This is a genomic window from Bacteroides sedimenti (genome assembly GCF_040365225.1).
Classification (GTDB): domain Bacteria; phylum Bacteroidota; class Bacteroidia; order Bacteroidales; family Bacteroidaceae; genus Bacteroides; species Bacteroides sedimenti.
Genome location: NZ_AP028055.1, coordinates 1,729,563 through 1,748,439, shown reverse-complemented (window position 1 = coordinate 1,748,439; position 18,877 = coordinate 1,729,563). Strand labels below are relative to the sequence as shown.

Below are 18,877 nucleotides of genomic sequence, written 5' to 3'. Positions count from 1 at the left end.
TCTTAACCTCTTTGAAAGTTCAAGTCCCAAAGGTTTGATACAAAAATCTTCCTGCTGCGCTTCGCCCAGAGAGAATTTTTCCACAAAAACTTGCAAAGACTAAAGCCTACACTTTCCTGCATATATGAAACGAAAACGACCGACCCGAAGAAAAGACGCATATAAAAAAAGTCGGATTTACGAGAAGCAGGAAAAAAAGGTTATGAAACTCAACTCGCTCACCTCAAGAATCCGCATATATCTAAAAAATCAGAAGTTATGGAAGTAACAAGTTTAAGCGAAGCAAGAATTTACGTAGGTACATACGCAGAGTATAACGATGGCTCAATCAAGGGCAAGTGGTTTGACCTTTCCGACTTTTCGGACAAAGATGAGTTTTACAAAGCGTGTGCGGAATTCCACGCAGACGAGGAAGATCCTGAATATATGTTTCAGGACTGGGAAAATATACCGGATGAACTTATAGGCGAAAGCTGGTTATCTGAAAACTTTTTCGACATTCGGGATGCGATGGACGATTTAAGCGAAGACGAGCAGAAAGCATTTTTAGTGTGGTGTAATCACGGTTCACACGACCTTTCAACCGAAGATGCACACGACCTTATTTCTTCCTTTAGGGATCATTATAACGGGCAATATAAAGATGAAAAAGATTTTGCGTATGAAATAATAGAAGAGTTATACGACTTGCCGGAGTTCGCAAAAACATACTTCGATTATGAAAAGTTTGCCCGCGACCTCTTTATGGGTGATTACTGGTTTGAGGATAGTTTTGTTTTCTGGGCTTCTTGATTATTCGCCGGGCGGGGAAACCCGCCGACAAAATAAAATGCAATGAAAATTGGCGGTTTATTCAGGTTGTTATTTCGAGAGGGGGTACTGGCTTTAGTAATTTATTTTCTGTCCACTTCGGTGGGTATATGGGCGGTATTGATAATAACGTTTTTTTGTTATCCGATTTATCCTGCGTTTTTTTGTATCTGTATTGTATAGCCTTTTGATAGCTGCGGTTTTCATAGCTTTATTACTCACTTTATTAATATAAATATATGAAATCACTAAATAAAAACGGAGTGTCCACGACCCAATAGCCGGGACAAGAAAAATATGTAAAGTTCATTGCGGTAGCATTCCGGGGAACAGAATATTTTCAGTATGATTAGCCATACAGACGGAGAACTTTTCTCTTCGGTAGCGAAAACGCTACAAGATTGCCGGAAACGGCGAGATGAGTGGCGATCTAAAAAGTATATGCAAATCCGGGCGGAAAACCGCCCGCTACTTTTTCCATGAGCTGATGCGGATAAAAAGTAGCAAAAAGCCAAATTGTTATTAATGCCTATAAATTAGCATGATAGGATTATCCCATACATGTTGTTCAATGTCTTGTCGTCTTTAAAAGTTAATCCAAAAGTTCTCTCAAAATACTTAAATGACAAATATATTGAATTATAACAATATTGAAATGCTTCGTTAATTATATAGAGATTCTCCGGAGCATTTTTTATTTCATATTCAAAAGTATAATTAGAATAGTGAACAAATGAAGAAAATTCTTTCCATAGATAATATGCTCTATCTCTGAAAATGTCAACACTCCGCGAGTGATAAAAACATTTTGCCATGTCACTAAGTCTTTTAAATGGGAGGAACTTGAAAGTGTCTATGTTTTTAAAATATCCTTTATTTTCTTCTTTTGATTTGAAAGTATCTTTGAGTTCTTCTAATTGTTCGGTTGTTAAGTAAAAAGGATACATCCCTTCGAAGTGTTCATAGTTCGAATCTGTTAAATCTTTTAGAGATTTAAAACTCTGTTTATAGGTGTCTGCATTTATTCGTGTAATTTCTCCTTCTCTACTATTGTGAAGTTTAAGGTATAATAAATGAAGAAAATCATCCATCAGACTTCTAAGTAAAATGAATGGAGTTGAGATGTACTAAGAATTTCTGTTTTTGAGAATTGTAGACAATTCAGATAGTATAATTGCATGTCTTCTTAGCATACCTAAATAACAATCCTGAATCTCAATTTTTATTTGACATTTTCCTTCTAATAATGCAATGTTATCATTTGCTAAATCTGATAATTTCTTAGCAGTTTCAGATAATTCATTTGTTATCATATCCTTTGTCGTTATTTATAAAAGTTCATTTAGAATCACATGTGGATAATTACAGGCTTTGGTAAAACCATTATACCAAATGGCTAATGGGTGGGATGAATCAGAAGACTTTTCTACACTACATCTCTGCCTATAGCCTCCGACAGTATGATGTTTCCCACTTAATGATTTTGTGCCATCACCCATATTAAATGAATCGAAAGGAATCGTTTTAGATAAACCAATTGTCCAATCGTCATGTCTACCTCCGCATAAAGAAGCTGTATTATTGTCTGAATAATCAACAACAGCGACCTTCCGTATTTTATCCCAATCATAACGGATAAATTCAAAAGCATTATTTAAATGGTCATCTTGGAATCCATATCCTATAAACAAAATAGCATCACTTTCAAAAATCAATTTATCCAATATCATATAATATGACAGGAAAGGTTGCTTCAAAATTTGGTTTGTTTTGTCTATTCCTGCAATAATGGCTGAATGAGGTAATGGGTTTCCCTGCCTCGTAAATATCCAGTTGCGCCCACTCGCATTTGAAGAAAAATTTGAAGATAAATCATTATTCCAACGTATTTCATGCATATTATACCCGCGCTGTATATTCCCTGTCATATCAAAATGAACAGAACCATGTAAATGTATGCCGTAATTCCAATTTGGATTATTCATAAGAATAGAACGGTCAAAGCTTCCGTTTGTATCAAATCCAGTTACATTATCAGGCAATGCCGAGAGCAGGATATTGTCGTGGTTAGTAGTTACGTAACTGATATCAAACTCTTGATTTAAACACTGCAGAAAACTCTGCAAAGAAGAAAAAAATGTAGTATTATTAGCGATACAATCTCTGGATTTTTCTCTAAAATCGTCAAGGAGAGAGTCTACGAGAGAGTTATAAAGAGAGCTTAAATCAAAAGATGTTATAGTCTGATTATTGTGGTGCAATACAGTGTCATTTACTAAGGGAAGATTATTAGGTTGTAGAAAATTACTCAAATAGCTATTGGCTGGGTTGAGATAACCTGCTAATACCTCAATTATATACAAAAGATATTCATAATTAGCATTATTTGCTTGATTACATATCCATTGGTATAATGTTGTCTGCGGGTCGTTGGATAATACATAGCGTCTGCTGTTTGTCTCAAAAATTTGATTTACTTCAGCAACTCTTGGCATTCCAAAATCTATGGAAGCTCCACATCCAGTAACGATTAATAATCTCTTTTTTGACATAACTTAAAGAATCTTCTATTACGACTTTCATACAAAAATACCCATAAAAAAACACCTGACAAAATTACTTATTAGATGTTTTCAACAAGTTTCCTAAAAACACTTATTCTTTTTGCTCTTATTTCTCATTCTCATTATTAAAAGCAAACGTTAGCTGTACCACTTTTCCGAAGCTATCTTCTATATATACGTCAATTTGTTGCTGGTCAGTGGATGCAGATGTATAATATAGCCGAAACGTTTCTCCCGTAAGTGAGTATAAATCATTCGGAAGAAAAACTGTTCCGTCTGCCATCCGCAGCGTTCCTTTTCCATCCGGCTGAAAATACCTGATAAAATACTTCGTTTCTTCGTAATAGCCTTCCCGGTTAAGTTGAAAACGAATATCCGCCGTTTCACCCATCTTAATCCGTTTTTGTACGGACATTGTTGTTACTGTGAACGGGTGAACCTGCTGAACATCCAGCTTATTATCACAAGAAAACACCAGCAGCATTGTTCCCAACAAGTACATCCCCATTAATATGTTTCTGATTATTTTTTTCATATCTCACTAATTTATTATGAATTTAAAACCGACCCCGACCTGTGTATGGAACTTTCCGATGGAAGAACCAAAAAGTGCACGTTCACGGGTATTGATAAGGAACATTACCCTATCCGACAGGTAGGTTTCCAGTTCCAGCATAGCAGCCCCGCCATAAATAAAGGTATCTTTGTTTGTGAGTGTAGAACCATCATACAGCAATTTATCGCCCCAGTTGCTTGTTTCGTATCCGGCAAGAGCCGACAAACCAATGGACAGAAAGAACGTTTTCCGATGGTCGGAAAGGATTTTGATATAATACCCGCTTTCGCCTGTAAACTGGCTTACAGACACAGTTATATCCCTAAATTCGTACTCTTTATTGAAGTATTCTGCACCAACCACCCAACGGTTTCATTTTTAGTATAAATGACAAGGGCAGCACCGAAATAATAGGCTGATTCCGGTCTACCAGGCTTTTTAAAGCCGTCCGCCATCCCGCCTGTAAGTTGGATTCCCTTTTGTCTGGGCAGGTAACGTTGTGTTGCGCTTGGTCTGTAAAGACCAAGCGCAACACAAATGATATAATTATGAACGAAAGATTTCTCATTTTACTTGATTTTAAGTTCGTTAATCACTCTGACGTTCACAATATCCGAACTTTCGATACGTATATTTTGGTGACGGGCACCGTTCTTTTCGACCAGCTCTACCACCTGTAATTTATCGTCCGGGATGGTGAAATGCATTTAAACTATAGCTCGTTGTTCATTGTCCGAAACTGCCTTTCCGGCATATTTATGGATTCTATGACTTGTACTATGGCATGAAAATCAAAGAAATTCTATGTATATACTATAAAATCAATTAACTTTGATATAATTTTAAAAAAAATATAATGAGACATAAAAATTCTACAAATAAAATAGCTATGTATTCTGAATTGCTAGAGCCAGTATTAGCGAAACGCATTGGTGGAGCGGTTAATATTACTGGTATATATTATCAAGTGTTGTATGCATGCTTGGCTATATTAAGAGAATTACAGAACAGTAACGCAACTATTCGTTTGGAAGGCATTGAAGATATTGATATTAATAATTCGATAATAACAAATGGCTTTGAATACACTCAATTAAAATCATCGAAGAATAAATTAGATGCATATGGTTTTTGGGATCTTGGAGTTCTTCAGAATTATTTAGAAGTATATCACAAAGAGCCTTGTAGTAGATTTAGATTAGTTTACAACATGAAGACTACAGACGGTAATTTGAAAAACTTGTTCGAGGGTAATTTGGATGAAAAGTCAAAGAAGTATTGGTTTGATAAATTGAATTCTTTACCTTATAAAGGTCTAAACTATTCTCAGTTCATCGAAACAATCTCTTTTGAATTTGCGAGTATAAACGATATAACTTCTCAAATATTGAAATTACTGTATAAAGAGTGGAATGTAAATATTGGAACAGAAGGACAATTTTTGAGATCATTATTTTATAATGCTTTAATTTGGTCTCGAGATAGAAAAGAAATAAATAAAAATGATGTTGCTGTTTTATTTCAAGATATAACAGACTCATTTTCTAAAGCGCCAATAAATGAAGCAATTAAAAATGATTGGATTAGAACGATATTATTTTCTAAAGAAGAAAAGGATTATTCAAATTATTATGAAGGTAAAGCAGCTTTACCCATACATATAGCGCAAGGATTACCCGTCAGAAGAATTTTATGGGAAAGGAAAATAGAATCACTGCTTAATGAGTCTGACTCAGTAATAATAAAATCGTCAAGTGGTCAAGGAAAGTCAACTTTAGCATGGCAAACTGGCTATAACAAAAAAGATCTATATGATATATATCAAGTTCAGTATTGCCCAGATGTGGAGTCAGCTAACTCAATTTTGCAATTCATACAAACTCGTTTGAATATAGGACAATCACCACTGATCATTTTTGATGGTTTGAACTCCTCTCTAAAAAGTTGGAACTATGTAGCTGAGAATGCAGCAAATCTCCCTGTTAAATTCATTATCACAACTAGAAATGAAGACTGGTATAGATATGGTTCAGATGTTTCAAAATCAAATATTCAATTTATCGATATAAATCTATCAAAAGAAGAAGCTCGTTCTATTTATGATGAATTGCAGAAAAAAGGAAAATTGAATATTAGTGATAGTTGGCAGTCTGTTTGGGAAAAAGTGCAAGAAAAAGGATTGTTAATTGAATACACTTATTTGCTCACGAAAGGAGAAATGATTCAAGAACGATTAAAGTATCAAGTATCCACTCTTAATAAAACTCAAAGTGCAGCAGCAAAACTGGAGATATTGAGATTAGTCTCTTTAGCTGATAGCATGAATATTAAAATACGAACTCATGCTCTATTAAAGCACATTGCTGAAAATATAGGCTTCTCTCAAGACAGAGGCGAAATATTAAAAGAATTAGCTGATGAATATTTCTTGAATTTTGAAAATATCTATATTGGTGGTCTTCATCCTGTCAGATCAAACCACTTGGTTGCGATTCTCCATGAAAATCTACCAATTAAAGACAGTTTAATATCATTATTTATTTTATTGGACGAGATATATTTTTCTGATTATTTTATAAATGCTCCTTTACATCTTGATGCTAATAACAAAAAATCATTTTATGATGAATTGGGCGCGATATTGAGTCAGAGAAATTTTAATCAAATGGTATTAGCATTGGATGGAGTTTTTCATTTGGAGCCTCAAATGTATTGGAGTAATAATAGACAAATATATGATGATTCCTACGAAACGGGGAGCGTTGAATTATTTACAATGACCTCTATACCGTTTACTGATTACGCTGTTCCACAATTGGATGAACTGGCGAATACTCTAGGCGAAATGGGCAAAGGATTTAGTAAACTATCTGAATTGGCCAAACAATTACCGCGATTTACCATTAATGAAACAGATGTTTATCAACTAGCATCAAGCATTCAAAAGCATTTGAAAAAAAGAGATGAGAAAATAGAAACTTATATCGGATTTGGAAGCTTAGCACAATGGTTCAAAGCTTTAAATTTATCTTTAATATTCAATGTTGATGTTTTTTCGAAAATTGATGTTGAGTATTTCTTTGTAAATATTAACTCTATTGAATTAAATGAGGCAAAAGAAATTGCTACATTTTGCTTGATAAATAAAAAAGAAGAATATCTCAAATATTCTAAAAAGTATCGGAAAGACTTAATTAGTTACTTGAAAAGGACTACAGATTCATTAACGATTGAAGAAAAGGGCAATGAACTCCATATTAATTATTTGTTATACGGAGACGATGTGACAAATGCTAACGAAATGAGTGTTCAAAGAATACAGGTAGTATATACATTTTTACCAGTATATGAAAGATATTGTACTGAAGCTATTATACTCCCATTTCCGAACGAAGAAGTGGTTTCTTTTACAAGAGAAAGTTCAAAAAAGCAGATGCCTCCTGGAAATATTGTTAATGAATTTGATGTGCACTTAAATCAGATATGGTATAAAACGATATTAAAGAACTATGAGTCTGTATCTGTTTATGAATGGCAAAAAAGCATTATTGAGTTTCGCGAGAATGCTCTCGAATTAGTCTTTAACTTATGCCAATATATAGATTCGCTACTTGAAGCAAATAACAAAAAGCAGCAGTCTTCATTACAGAAAATCATCAAACTCAGTGAGCATTTCCGTAAATTGGATATTGCATTAAAACCCTATCCTACTTTCAACCAAAAATATAATGAAGACAACAGTCGAAGAATAAAAGAGACGAATATAAATAACTGGCGATCTAGCCTGAGAAATGTTAGTAATCAAATGTTAAACATCTTTACGCCAAAGGAAGAGCATGATAGATCTGTAGTATTATATAATTTGAAAGCAACTTTTTTATCTACTGGGGATATGCAAGAGTGTTTTAATTTGATTGTTAGAGGTTCTTTTGAATACTTTGACGCGTCATTATTAGAATCACGAGAGTTGGAGTTGTATGAAAGACTATGTACCATAGTACAGTATTATATATCGCAAATTCCATTGAATGATAAACCTGCTATAAAAGGGGCTAAAAATGTTGCAAAAGAATGGTGGAAGACACAGATAAAGAATAAGTTACAGCAATTGAAAATGATTTTCGAGAATGCTAGTACCAATGAAGACTATATTTTCTATTTTCCATCTAAATTTGAGGAAACAGATACTTTGACATATGTGACAATTGGAATTGAAGGTCTTGATTTTTCAAATGGAGACTCTCTCCAAAAATTATCAATCGATCTTGTTGGCTTAGCAGACTTTTCGGCAGATTTCTATACCATACTAAATATTGAAAATGGGGTTGTATTAAGTGGTTTAAGATTTAGACAAGATTTTTTTAAAGCATTAAGGGATGAGTTGAATGATCTACCTTCAGAAAATATTTTAGACTTAATGCCTCTTCCTGTCTTTCCTGATGAAAAAATGATACAAACTTTAAGTGGAGTGAGCCTGCCTCCTCAATCTTCCGGAAACACAATTCAGGATAAAAAATTTCAGATGTTAATAGAATTATGGAAACTCAAAGAATATAGAAATCATTTAAACATAAAATCTCCTATAGAGAATGAATGGTTAACTAAAGTCGAAGAAAAAATCACTTCTGATATAAAGAAATTACAAGTGAATTTTGATGACTCTGAATTTGTTAAATGGATTGATAGTATAATTCTCAATTCAACAAAACTGTCTACGAGTTTTATTGTTGAGAAAATATATTCTGTTATTCAAAAAGTAAGTTAATTTAATTTTAGTGCAAGGTGCAAGTATATCTATATATAGATACTTGCACCTTGCACTAAGTTAAAACATTCAGAGGTAGATGTTTTGCCAATACAAAAAATACTTCTATCTTTGAACCCAAGATATATGCAGAAAAGCATAGGTCAAAGGTGGACAAAAAAGGCAGCAAAACTTGTGCCTAATTCGTTACCGATAATCAGTTTGGAAAATATAAAGTGTTGACTTAAAGTTATATGGATGGGAAGGTTCATTGACCTGTCTCTCCGCTGATTTTAAATTTAAAGTTCCATAATTCATTGAATTATGGAACTTTTTTTTATGCTCTTTGGCGACTTCACTGAACACATTTTCGACACAAAATGACAGGTTTCGTACCTCATCCCCATACCCTTGACATGAAAAACAGAAAAAGGAGTACGCAAAGTCCGAAAATGGCGATGCGTTTTCCGAATTTGGCGATGCTGTTTGAAACTCATTAATAATTGATGACAGTGATTTTGTAACTAAAAAATGGGCTTGCGAGAAGTACTTTCAGCGTCTATTTCAACGTCAAGAAAGACAAACAAAAAGTAATTTTAATCTCTATCAAGTATTAGCGGGCATTGTCTTGCTATTAATATTTCATCTTATAAATCAAGAATTTTTTGCGCTATTGTTTTGCAGTGATTCAATACAAGTTCTTTGTTGCCTGTCATACCCATATTAATAGTTTCGAACTGATATAAATGCTGAGCAATCTTGTGAATATCTGCGCCTTGTTTCTTCAATGAAAATATATGCGGAGTATAACTTTGATATTCATCCCTTATATCCTCATTGTCGTTTACGCCTATTGGATCCCAATCTCTCCACAAAATTTCATCAATTGCTTGATAAATCGACTTATCTTTTTCATTCATCTCCATAGCCTAAAATATTATTGCTTAACAAAATTAATACTTTTGAAGATCAGTATCAAAATAAATAGGAAAACACAATTGTGAAATGACCTTCGATTTTGAAAAAGAAGCACGAAAAAGGCGATATTGTAGAAATGAAACATTAGATCCTGTAAATATGAAACATCCGCTTTTCTCTTTTTACATACTTTTGCATCGTTTGGAGAGCAATTTATTTAATCAATGATTTTAAACGATGCCATTGATTGTAGGCCCATACATTTAGACACACTAACGGGAAAAATATAATTACGATAGGACTTTTTACGGATATTAAAAAACAAAAACATGAAAAAATTTACATTCATTCTCCTTACAGTTTTGATTTTTTTGAGTAACAAAGCGATGTCTCAAAGTTCATATTTACTCAATGAAAATTTCGATTCCTATACTGCTGGTACTTTCCCCTCTAATTGGGTGTTATGCTATCCTGGGTTTGGTGCAGATTTGCAGGTTGTAACAAACTCTGATTTTGTGTCAGGCCCTAATTCTCTGAAATTAGAAGGTGCAACAAACAATTCTGCCAATGCCGAATTCAGATTATCTTCAACGCCGGATATTATTTGGCTCGAAGTAAATGTAAAGGTATCACATAAAGACGCAATAGGTATTCCAAGTTATCCACATGCAAATGTCGGTTTTAATAATAATGAAGTAACAACCTGGGGTAATGGTTATGGATTTGTATATTTCTTTGCATCAGGATCAATTGTAGCAGGAGGTAAAGAGCTGCAAACATATAATGAAAACCAATGGTACAAAGTAAAAATTAAATATAATGCCGGAATTAATAAAGTGGATGTGTGGATTGATGATGTTTTAAAAGGATCAGATTTAACTCTTTCAGGCGCTTCGTTAAAATATAACGCTCTTCTTTTACAGGGGGGTAATGCAGGTCACTCTATTGGCTGTTTCGATAATGTAAAAGTTTGGGCTGATACATCTACCGGTATTAATGAAACCAGTGCTTCAAATTCAATACAGATCATTTCTGATCAAGCACAAGACGTTATTACCGTAAAATGCAAAAATGATGCGGCAGGCCAACTTATTTCAATTTATAATATTCAAGGACAGTTAATATTGCAACAACCACTACTGGAAGCAACAACTGATATTAATGTTTCAGCTCTTCCAAAAGGATTATATGTTGCAAAGGCTGGAAATAAAGAATGTCAATCAGTTCAAAAGTTCGTGAAGAAATAAATTTATACAATCATTCGTTTGATGTCCTGTTATCGTATTTTTGATTGAGCTTTATCTAAGGTTAGGTAGAAAAAGCTTTATATAAGGGGCTATCCAACTTCTTGGATAGCCCCATTAATAAATGAAAGTTTTATTTCCTTCAATCTATTATTTCTCTAAAATATGAATTTCGCAGTTTGTATTTGTATATATTGATAATATATCAAATTTTCCAGTTTATTTATAATAGCCAGGAGAGTTGCAATTTAGTCTATATGTCTTTATTTCAGGCTTTAATTTCTTTCCCCTATTTTTACCTTGGTTGACAATCTGATAAACTCTACTGTTTTTTATGTCCAGGTAAGCGTTATAATTATAATAATTTTCACTTGGATTAATACTTTTCTTTATAGCATTAAAATTCTTTTGTAGTCTTATTATACAACTATCGGTGTCTTCAGTAGGTTCATCAAAATAAAATGTAAGCCAAAGGCCTTTAAAAATACGTTCATCAGTCTCTCTTACAACCTGACAGTTGAGCAAAGATATTATCATCTCATTAAGAACTTTTTCACCCGTGCCTGTAGAATCGTTAAGATTTAAAACAGTAATGGCTTTAATAAATTCCTTTTCAAAGGTGGTATTAGTTCTTTTTATCCCTTCAATAGGCTTTTCAAATTCAAAGTTCCAATAGTCACGGTATTTGTTTGAAAAGAGCGGGATCGCATAATGTTCTCCTTTTGAATTTATTATAACGATAATTTGCTGCGGATTCTCGATGCTATCGGGAGTTGAATACAACTGAAGCTGAAATTCATTCTTTCCGTATATTACTGTACGGTTCAATTTATAGAAATCAGATTGATTAAATCGTCCTTTTGGCAACTGAGGGAACTTTTCTGTCAACTCAGAAATTACCTTTTCGATATTTGAGTCTGATGTTTTTGGTTTGCAACTAACAACCGTTGTTAGTACTATTAACTGAATTAAAAGATATTTTAGAGAAGATGCTTTCATGAGGCCATTTTTTAGGTTATAGCTTTTGCATAGCTCTTTACACGAAGTTACAACTTATGAATTTATTATCCAAATAATTAACTGAAGAAGCTCTTAATTCCAGATACGAAAAAATAGTTTTTCTGTCTAAATAAAATTGTTCAATAATGCATTAAACTGTTTCGCAGTCTTTCAGACCACTTAGACAGACTTTCTCTCATTAATAAATAATGTCGGTAATTTTCAGGATTTTTATCGACTTTAATTCATCTAGTAGTATATCATCTATAGTGTATAGGCTCTTCTAAGATCTGATACATCAAGTGTTTGCAATCAAAAATTAAACCGATTTCTTGCAAATTCCCACCTCTACTTCACTCATTTTCAATCTTTTTTTCTATATTGCGTTCAACTTCTTAATCTTAAATTTATGGAAAAAGTGAGCATTTCAGAAGTTCTTGAATGGGCAAAGCAATTTCTGGCACAATCAGAAAGAGAGATCACTAACGAAGAGCGTAAGGAACAACAGAAATACGCAATTCTGGTTCAGAAACCAGGTGATAAGATTCTGCTCTCGAAGCTGCTCGACGAATCGTCGCAGATACGCAATAACAAGAAGCTGGCGCATCGCATGAAAGTGCTGTTAGACCGCTACGGAGTGCCTGAGTTTTTTGGTTTTGCCGACAAGGTGTTGATTAAACTGTTTTCTGCATTCGGCTACTGGTTCGATTTTATTGCCGTTCCCATCTTTAAGAGACGCTTACGCTCCGATACCTCCAAAGTAATTATCAACGAAGCTCCTTTGTTGCTGAAGCGACATCTAAGACAGCGCCGGGAAGAAAAGATAGGGCAGAATGTCAATCTGCTAGGAGAGGTGGTTTTGGGAGATGCGGAAGCCAATCACCGTTACTTCCACTATCTGGAAGCGTTGGAAGATCCTCAGATTAACTACATTTCCATCAAAATATCAGGTATTTATGCACAGATAAATCCGCTCAACTACGAACAGAATAAAATAGATTTATGTGAGCGGCTGTCGTGCATTTATCAGAAAGCCGTCGACTTCCCATCCATCGACGAAAGGGGCAAAAGTACTCCTAAATTTGTGAATCTCGATATGGAAGAGTATAAGGATACAGAACTGACACTCGATGTGTTTACAACGGTGTTGGCTCTTCCGCAATTTAAGAACTACCAGGCGGGTATCGTTGTACAGGCCTATCTGCCCGATGCCTGGCATTTCCAGTCGAGGTTGCTGGAATTTGCAAAGAAACGGGTTGCCGAGGGTGGGGCTCCCATCAAGATGCGCCTGGTAAAAGGAGCCAACCTTCAGATGGAATCCATCATTTCATCCCTGAAAGGATGGGAAAACCCCATTTATCCCACCAAGACAGAGGTCGATGCCAACTACCTGCGCTTGCTGGACCGTGCCCTGGAGCCCGAAAACGCTCAGGTGGTGCACATCGGTGTGGCTTCCCATAACTTTTTTACCATTGGTTATGCCTATCTGCTCAGTCAGAAGAACAAGGTGGACGAGTACGTTACCTTTGAAATGCTCGAAGGAATGGCCAACCATCTTACCCGCGTTATGCGCACTCTCGGCAGACAGATTATCCTCTACACGCCGGTGGTGAAGAATGAGCATTTCTTGAATGCCGTTTCGTACCTGGTTCGCCGACTGGACGAAAATACCGGCAAGGACAATTTCCTGAGCTATTCGTTTAACCTGAGAGCCGAAAGCGAACAGTGGAAGTTCCTGCAAGAGCAGTTTCTTGAGGCGTATCAGCTGAAGGGACACATTAGTGCCACATCGCGGCGTACACAAAACAGGAACCTTCCGGCCATTCCGCAGACTAGCCTTAATACTTTCCGCAATGAGCCCGATACCAATTTCGATTTGAAGCCCAATCGCCTGTGGGCCGATGAAATAAGGAAGAACTGGAAAAAATCAGCCGAGGATAAGCCTTATCAGATTCCGGTGCAGATTGGCAAGAAAGAGTTAACATCCGAAAAGAAACGTGCTTATTTCGATAGAAGCCAAAATGGAGAAATCTGTGTTTGTGAAGCCTCTCTTGCCAATCTTGATCAGGTGAAGGAGATTCTTGATGTTGCCGAAAAAGATGTTTCGGGCTGGCGAAGGACGTCCCCCGACGAGCGCAACCGAATTTTACACGAGGTGGCAACCAATCTGAGTAACCACCGCGGCGATTTGATTGGCTGTATGGCTGCCATCACCGGAAAATCTTTTGTAGAAGGCGATGTGGAAGTGTCGGAGGCCATCGATTTTTGCCGTTTTTATCCAGTCTCCATGCAGTATTTCACCGACCTAGAAACGATAACCTGCACACCCAAAGGTATTATCATGGTTATACCGCCCTGGAATTTCCCATTGGCTATTCCGGTTGGAGGTGTGGCGGCAGCGCTAGCCGGCGGCAATACGGTGATATTAAAGCCAGCCACGGTTGCCTATCCAGTTGCATGGCAGTTTACCCGGCTTTTCTGGGAAGCAGGAGTGCCGAAAGATGCATTGCAGCTGTTTTGTGCTGATGGATATGAGCCGGTGAACTATCTTACATCGCATCCGTCTATCAAGCATATCATTCTTACTGGTGGTACCGATACGGCTTTCCGTCTGCTGGAAAACAATCCGGTATGCCCGTTGTCGGCCGAGACGGGTGGCAAGAATGCCATCATCCTTACCGCCAGCGGAGACCGAGACCATGCCATCCAGAACATCATCACCTCGGCCTTCAGCAATGCCGGACAAAAATGCTCGGCTTGCTCGCTTCTACTGCTGGAAAAAGAGGTGTATCACGACCCGGATTTCAAGGCAAAACTTATTGATGCCGTAACCAGTCTGCATACAGGTGGAATCTGGGACGGAGGCAATGTGGTTGGTCCGATGATTACCAACCAGAATGAAAAGCTGCTGCATGCCATCGAGCATTTGGAAGAGGGCGAATGGTGGCTGGTGAAACCCGAATTTGCGGACGAAAAGAAGTATGTTCTGAAACCTTGCGTTAAATGGGGAGTAAAGCCGGGAAGCTATACCTTTGCAACCGAATTGTTCGCTCCGCTGCTGGCTGTGGTTTGCATTGACAATCTGCAACATGGAATCCGGTTGGTCAACAACTCGGAATATGGGTTAACCTCCGGATTGCAAAGTCTGGACGAAAGCGAACAGCTTCTCTGGAAGAACAGCATAGAGGCCGGAAACCTCTACATCAACCGAGGCATTACAGGGGCTATTGTCAACCGTCAGCCTTTCGGAGGAATGAAGCGGTCGGCCTTTGGAGGCGGTATTAAAGCCGGAGGACCCAATTATGTGTCGTGCTTTATAAACATTGCCGAGAAACCGCTGAAAGGAACAACTCCTGAAGCATTCAATGCTTTGGCGGCCATTCTTCACTCGGATAATACAGTCCGATTCCAAAAAGCCATTGAAAGCTACCGAAAGAGCATGGCAAATACATTCTCACAGGAACGAGATATTAACAAGCTGCTGGGCGAGCAGAATATTTTCAGGTACCTGCCGCTTAAGAGCATGGCTTTACGAATCTATCCGGAAGATGAGCTTTGCGATACGCTTATGGCCATTGCCGCTGCCAATATAGCTGGAACACCGGTCACACTGAGCATTAACGGAGGAGATTCGAAATTGGAAGCTCTTAGGAAAGGAATCGACAAGGAGTGTATCATTAAGGTTCAGTCGGACGATGAGTTTTTAAATGATATGGAACAATACGAACGGATACGCACCTGCAGTAGCCGGCTTCCGTACGAGCTGTACAAACAGGCCGCCCATCTGGGTAAATACATTGCCACTTCCAAGCCGCTGATAGAAGGAAGGGTGGAGCTGCTTCATTATCTGAAAGAACAAAGCATTGCTTTTGAGTACCACCGTTACGGAAGCATCACCGATATAATGGAATAGTGGGTTAATATGATAGATTGAATAGAAGTTTGCAATCCGGAAACTTAGCGAAACGAAGAAGAGGGCGTCCCGAAAAGATGCCTTCTTTTTTGCTCTGAACATCAAATCCTCAATAGAAGAATATCAAAAAGTAGCACAAGTCACGCAAGTCGCGCACTTTTACAGTTAATGCATTCATCGTTAATTAATTAGTGGGTGCGTGACTTCTGCTTAATTTCTCTTTTGCTCACGCACAAGTCACGCACTTTGATTATAAAAATCCTATCGGAAAAAACATGTTAAATTACTGATAGGAAAACATACATATTTCAAATTAGCTGTATCTTTGCTAAGAATTAATTAAAAGTTTAATATGAGAAGAATAAATACGCTGATATTCAGCATAATTACTCTTTTGTGGAGTAGCTCCTTGTGTGCTCAGACCCACTTTATCAGCGATAATTCATATCGCCAGCAGGTTGAGAAGGCATTTGCCGAGAAAAAAGCCGCCATGCCTCATGGTGGACTGTTCAATATCTTTTCCAGCAAGCTCCCTTTGCAGGAAAAAGAGGCAATGAAGTTTCTTTATGCCTACATGTCTATCAAAGACATTACCGATTACCCCGATACGTTCTTTCTGAAAGGTGTTAGACTCTCTTTTCAGGCAAGAAAGGAAATGCCTTGGGGTAAAGAGATCAGCGAACAACTGTTCCGTCATTTTGTGTTGCCTTTGCGTGTAAACAACGAAGCGCTTGATAATTCGCGCGAGGTGTTCTATGGCGAACTGAAAGACAGGGTTAAGAACCTCTCTCTTTACGATGCCATTCTCGAGGTGAACCACTGGTGCCACGAAAAGGTGATTTATACACCTTCCGACTCAAGAACCAGTTCCCCGTTGGCTTCCGTTTGCACAGCTTATGGTCGTTGCGGTGAAGAATCCACCTTCCTGGTTGCTGCATTGCGTGCGGTAGGTATTCCCGCCCGTCAGGTTTATACTCCCCGTTGGGCACACACCGACGATAATCACGCCTGGGTAGAAGCATGGGCCAATGGTAAATGGTATTTCCTGGGAGCCTGCGAACCGGAACCGGTACTGAATGTTGCCTGGTTTAATGCACCTGCAAAACGGGGTATGCTGATGCACACCAACGTATTTGGGCATTACAACGGGAAAGAAGAGATCATGACTGTTACCCCCAATTATACAGAAATTAATGTAATTGATAATTATGCTCCAACCGACCGGATCGATGTTAAGATTGTAGACGGCAAAAACCAACCGGTAGTGGGCGCAACTGTCGAATATAAACTCTACAACTACGGAGAACTCTACTCTGTAGCTAAAAAAGTAAGCGACAAAGATGGCAAATCTTTCCTTACTTCAGGTAAAGGAGATATCATTGTATGGGTTTCCAAGGATGGTAAGTTCACCTTCCGCAAGGCTTCGGTTGGAAAAGACCACGCCTTGACACTTGTTTTGGATAAGGCTGCTCCCGATATGAAGGAGATGCCGCTCGACATTGTTCCGCCGGCTGAAGGCGTTGTCGATATTCAGGTAAGCAAGGAGCAACGTGCTGCCAATAATATTCGCTTGGCTAAAGAAGATTCTATCCGCAACGCCTATGTTGCCACATTTATCAGTGAAGCAAGAATCAAGGAAGATGCTGCGAAACTGAATATTGATTTTGAAAAGGCAAAGAAATTGTTTGTAGCATCTCGTGGAAACTGGGGACAAATTGAAAAATTCCTGTTCACTACTACAACTGCCAACCGTGAAAAGGCGCTGAATCTGTTGGAAGCCATCTCGGCAAAAGACTTGCGTGATACGCGTGCCGAAGTGCTGATTGACCACCTGCTTTACACAGCCGACGGTACAGGAGATGTTTACAACAACTACCTGCTCAACCCACGTGTAGCCGATGAGTTTCTGACTCCATACAAGCAGGAATTCCAGAAAGTAATTTCTCCGGAACTGGCGGCTAAATTCCGTAAGAATCCGAAAGCGTGGGCAGATTGGTGTCGTCAGAATATCAAGATAAACAACAACCTGAACGCAAACAAACTGTACATGTCGCCAATGGGAGTGTGGAACTCTCGCATGGCCGACAGTCGTTCACTGAAAGTATTCTTCGTGGCTGTTCTCCGTAGTCTGGGTGTTCCGGCTCGTGTTGAACTGATGACAGGCAAACCGCAGTATTACGAAAATAACACATGGATGGATGTCGATTTCGAAAATGCAGAGAAGGGAAATGCTCCATTCGGATATGTAACTGCCTCTTATGCTCCGATCAGCTCGCTGAAGGACCCGTTGTATTACAAACATTTCACCATCTCTAAGATTGAGGATGGAAAACTTCATTTACTGGAGTTTGACGAAAACGACGAAAGCACCTGGAGCAAAATCTTTAGCAAACCGCTAAAATTGGATGCAGGTGATTATCTGATGGTAACCGGTAGCCGTATGGCCGATGGCAGCGTGCTGAGCGACCTCCGTTTCTTCACTGTGGAAGATGGTAAAACTACCGATATTTCGCTAAAAATGCGCGAAAGCAACGATAAGGTTCAGGTACTTGGCAGCTTTAATTCAGAATCAACCTTTATCAATGTGGCAACAGGCAAGGAACAAAGCGTGCTGGATGCCAACGGTCGCGGATACTTTATCGTGGCGTTGGTTCAGAACAACCAGGAACCTACCAATCATGCGTTGAGAGACATTGCCGCTTGCAAAAAGCAACTCGAAGAGTGGGGCAAAAAGATCATTGTGCTGTTCCCGGACGAAGAGCAGTGGAAAGCCTTCAATCCGAAAGGATACGGTGACCTCCCCAGCAATATCATTTACGGTATCGATAAGAATGGCTCCGTGCTGCGTCAGGTAAAAGAAGGAACCGAAGTTGTCCGCCGTGGCGAACTGCCGGTAGTGATTGTAGGCGACACCTTTAATCGCGTGGTATTTGCTTCGCAAGGCTATCGCATCGGAATGGGCGAGCAGCTGGTGAAGGTTATCGGACAGATTCAGGCGGCTCCAACAGAAGAGAAGGGATGCACTCCTGCTCCTGTATCGCAATGTACACGATAATAGATCTATAATCGAATATAAAAATCGCCCGGTTCTGCATAACAGAATCGGGCGATTTCAATTTAGTATCTTTC

11 protein-coding genes and 3 pseudogenes are annotated in these 18,877 nt (G+C 38.0%); 6 read left to right on the top strand and 8 right to left on the bottom strand.

Annotation, left to right across the window (positions count from 1 at the left end):
• The first annotated feature begins 258 nt into the window (after positions 1–258).
• Positions 259–792: an antirestriction protein ArdA gene (locus tag ABWU87_RS07060; protein WP_353334284.1), complete on the top strand. Its 534-nt coding sequence runs from the start codon at positions 259–261 to the stop codon at positions 790–792.
• A 257-nt stretch (positions 793–1,049) separates the two neighbouring features.
• Positions 1,050–1,293: pseudogene (locus ABWU87_RS07055) on the top strand (DUF3873 family protein).
• Between the two features lie 53 nt (positions 1,294–1,346).
• Here ABWU87_RS07055 and ABWU87_RS07050 read toward each other — a convergent pair.
• From ABWU87_RS07050 to ABWU87_RS07025, 6 genes and pseudogenes are all read right to left on the bottom strand, one after another.
• A complete protein-coding gene (locus tag ABWU87_RS07050) occupies positions 1,347–1,901 on the bottom strand; it encodes a hypothetical protein (protein WP_353334283.1) in 555 nt (184 codons plus the stop codon).
• Positions 1,902–1,937: 36 nt separating this feature from the next.
• A complete protein-coding gene (locus tag ABWU87_RS07045; RefSeq protein WP_353334282.1) occupies positions 1,938–2,123 on the bottom strand; it encodes a hypothetical protein in 186 nt (61 codons plus the stop codon).
• Between the two features lie 15 nt (positions 2,124–2,138).
• Positions 2,139–3,362, bottom strand: a complete 1,224-nt coding sequence (locus ABWU87_RS07040; RefSeq protein WP_353334281.1) for an SIR2 family protein — start codon at positions 3,360–3,362, stop codon at positions 2,139–2,141.
• 118 nt (positions 3,363–3,480) lie between these two features.
• Positions 3,481–3,909 carry a DUF3872 domain-containing protein gene (locus tag ABWU87_RS07035; RefSeq protein ID WP_353334280.1) on the bottom strand — a complete coding sequence of 143 codons (429 nt, stop codon included), beginning with the start codon at positions 3,907–3,909 and terminating at the stop codon, positions 3,481–3,483.
• A gap of 6 nt (positions 3,910–3,915) precedes the next feature.
• Positions 3,916–4,498, bottom strand: a pseudogene (locus ABWU87_RS07030) (conjugal transfer protein TraO).
• A 1-nt stretch (position 4,499) separates the two neighbouring features.
• Positions 4,500–4,631 (bottom strand): annotated as a pseudogene (locus tag ABWU87_RS07025) (DUF4138 domain-containing protein); the annotation flags it as partial.
• A gap of 155 nt (positions 4,632–4,786) precedes the next feature.
• Between ABWU87_RS07025 and ABWU87_RS07020 the strand changes: the two are divergent.
• A complete protein-coding gene (locus ABWU87_RS07020) occupies positions 4,787–8,695 on the top strand; it encodes a hypothetical protein (RefSeq protein WP_353334279.1) in 3,909 nt (1,302 codons plus the stop codon).
• Positions 8,696–9,321: 626 nt separating this feature from the next.
• Here ABWU87_RS07020 and ABWU87_RS07015 read toward each other — a convergent pair.
• Positions 9,322–9,600: a hypothetical protein gene (locus ABWU87_RS07015; protein ID WP_353334278.1), complete on the bottom strand. Its 279-nt coding sequence runs from the start codon at positions 9,598–9,600 to the stop codon at positions 9,322–9,324.
• 321 nt (positions 9,601–9,921) lie between these two features.
• Here ABWU87_RS07015 and ABWU87_RS07010 point away from each other — a divergent pair, with 321 nt between their 5' ends.
• Positions 9,922–10,839, top strand: coding sequence for a T9SS type A sorting domain-containing protein (locus ABWU87_RS07010; protein WP_353334277.1), 918 nt, complete (start codon positions 9,922–9,924; stop codon positions 10,837–10,839).
• A 216-nt stretch (positions 10,840–11,055) separates the two neighbouring features.
• Here ABWU87_RS07010 and ABWU87_RS07005 read toward each other — a convergent pair whose 3' ends face one another.
• Entirely contained in the window at positions 11,056–11,835 is a 780-nt protein-coding gene (locus ABWU87_RS07005; protein WP_353334276.1) for a hypothetical protein, read from the bottom strand.
• A 409-nt stretch (positions 11,836–12,244) separates the two neighbouring features.
• On the opposite strand from ABWU87_RS07005, the gene ABWU87_RS07000 reads away from it, so the two are divergent.
• Both ABWU87_RS07000 and ABWU87_RS06995 read left to right on the top strand, forming a co-directional pair.
• Positions 12,245–15,748 carry a bifunctional proline dehydrogenase/L-glutamate gamma-semialdehyde dehydrogenase gene (locus tag ABWU87_RS07000; protein WP_353334275.1) on the top strand — a complete coding sequence of 1,168 codons (3,504 nt, stop codon included), beginning with the start codon at positions 12,245–12,247 and terminating at the stop codon, positions 15,746–15,748.
• Positions 15,749–16,100: 352 nt separating this feature from the next.
• Positions 16,101–18,803: a transglutaminase domain-containing protein gene (locus tag ABWU87_RS06995; RefSeq protein WP_353334274.1), complete on the top strand. Its 2,703-nt coding sequence runs from the start codon at positions 16,101–16,103 to the stop codon at positions 18,801–18,803.
• The last annotated feature ends 74 nt before the right edge of the window (positions 18,804–18,877 follow it).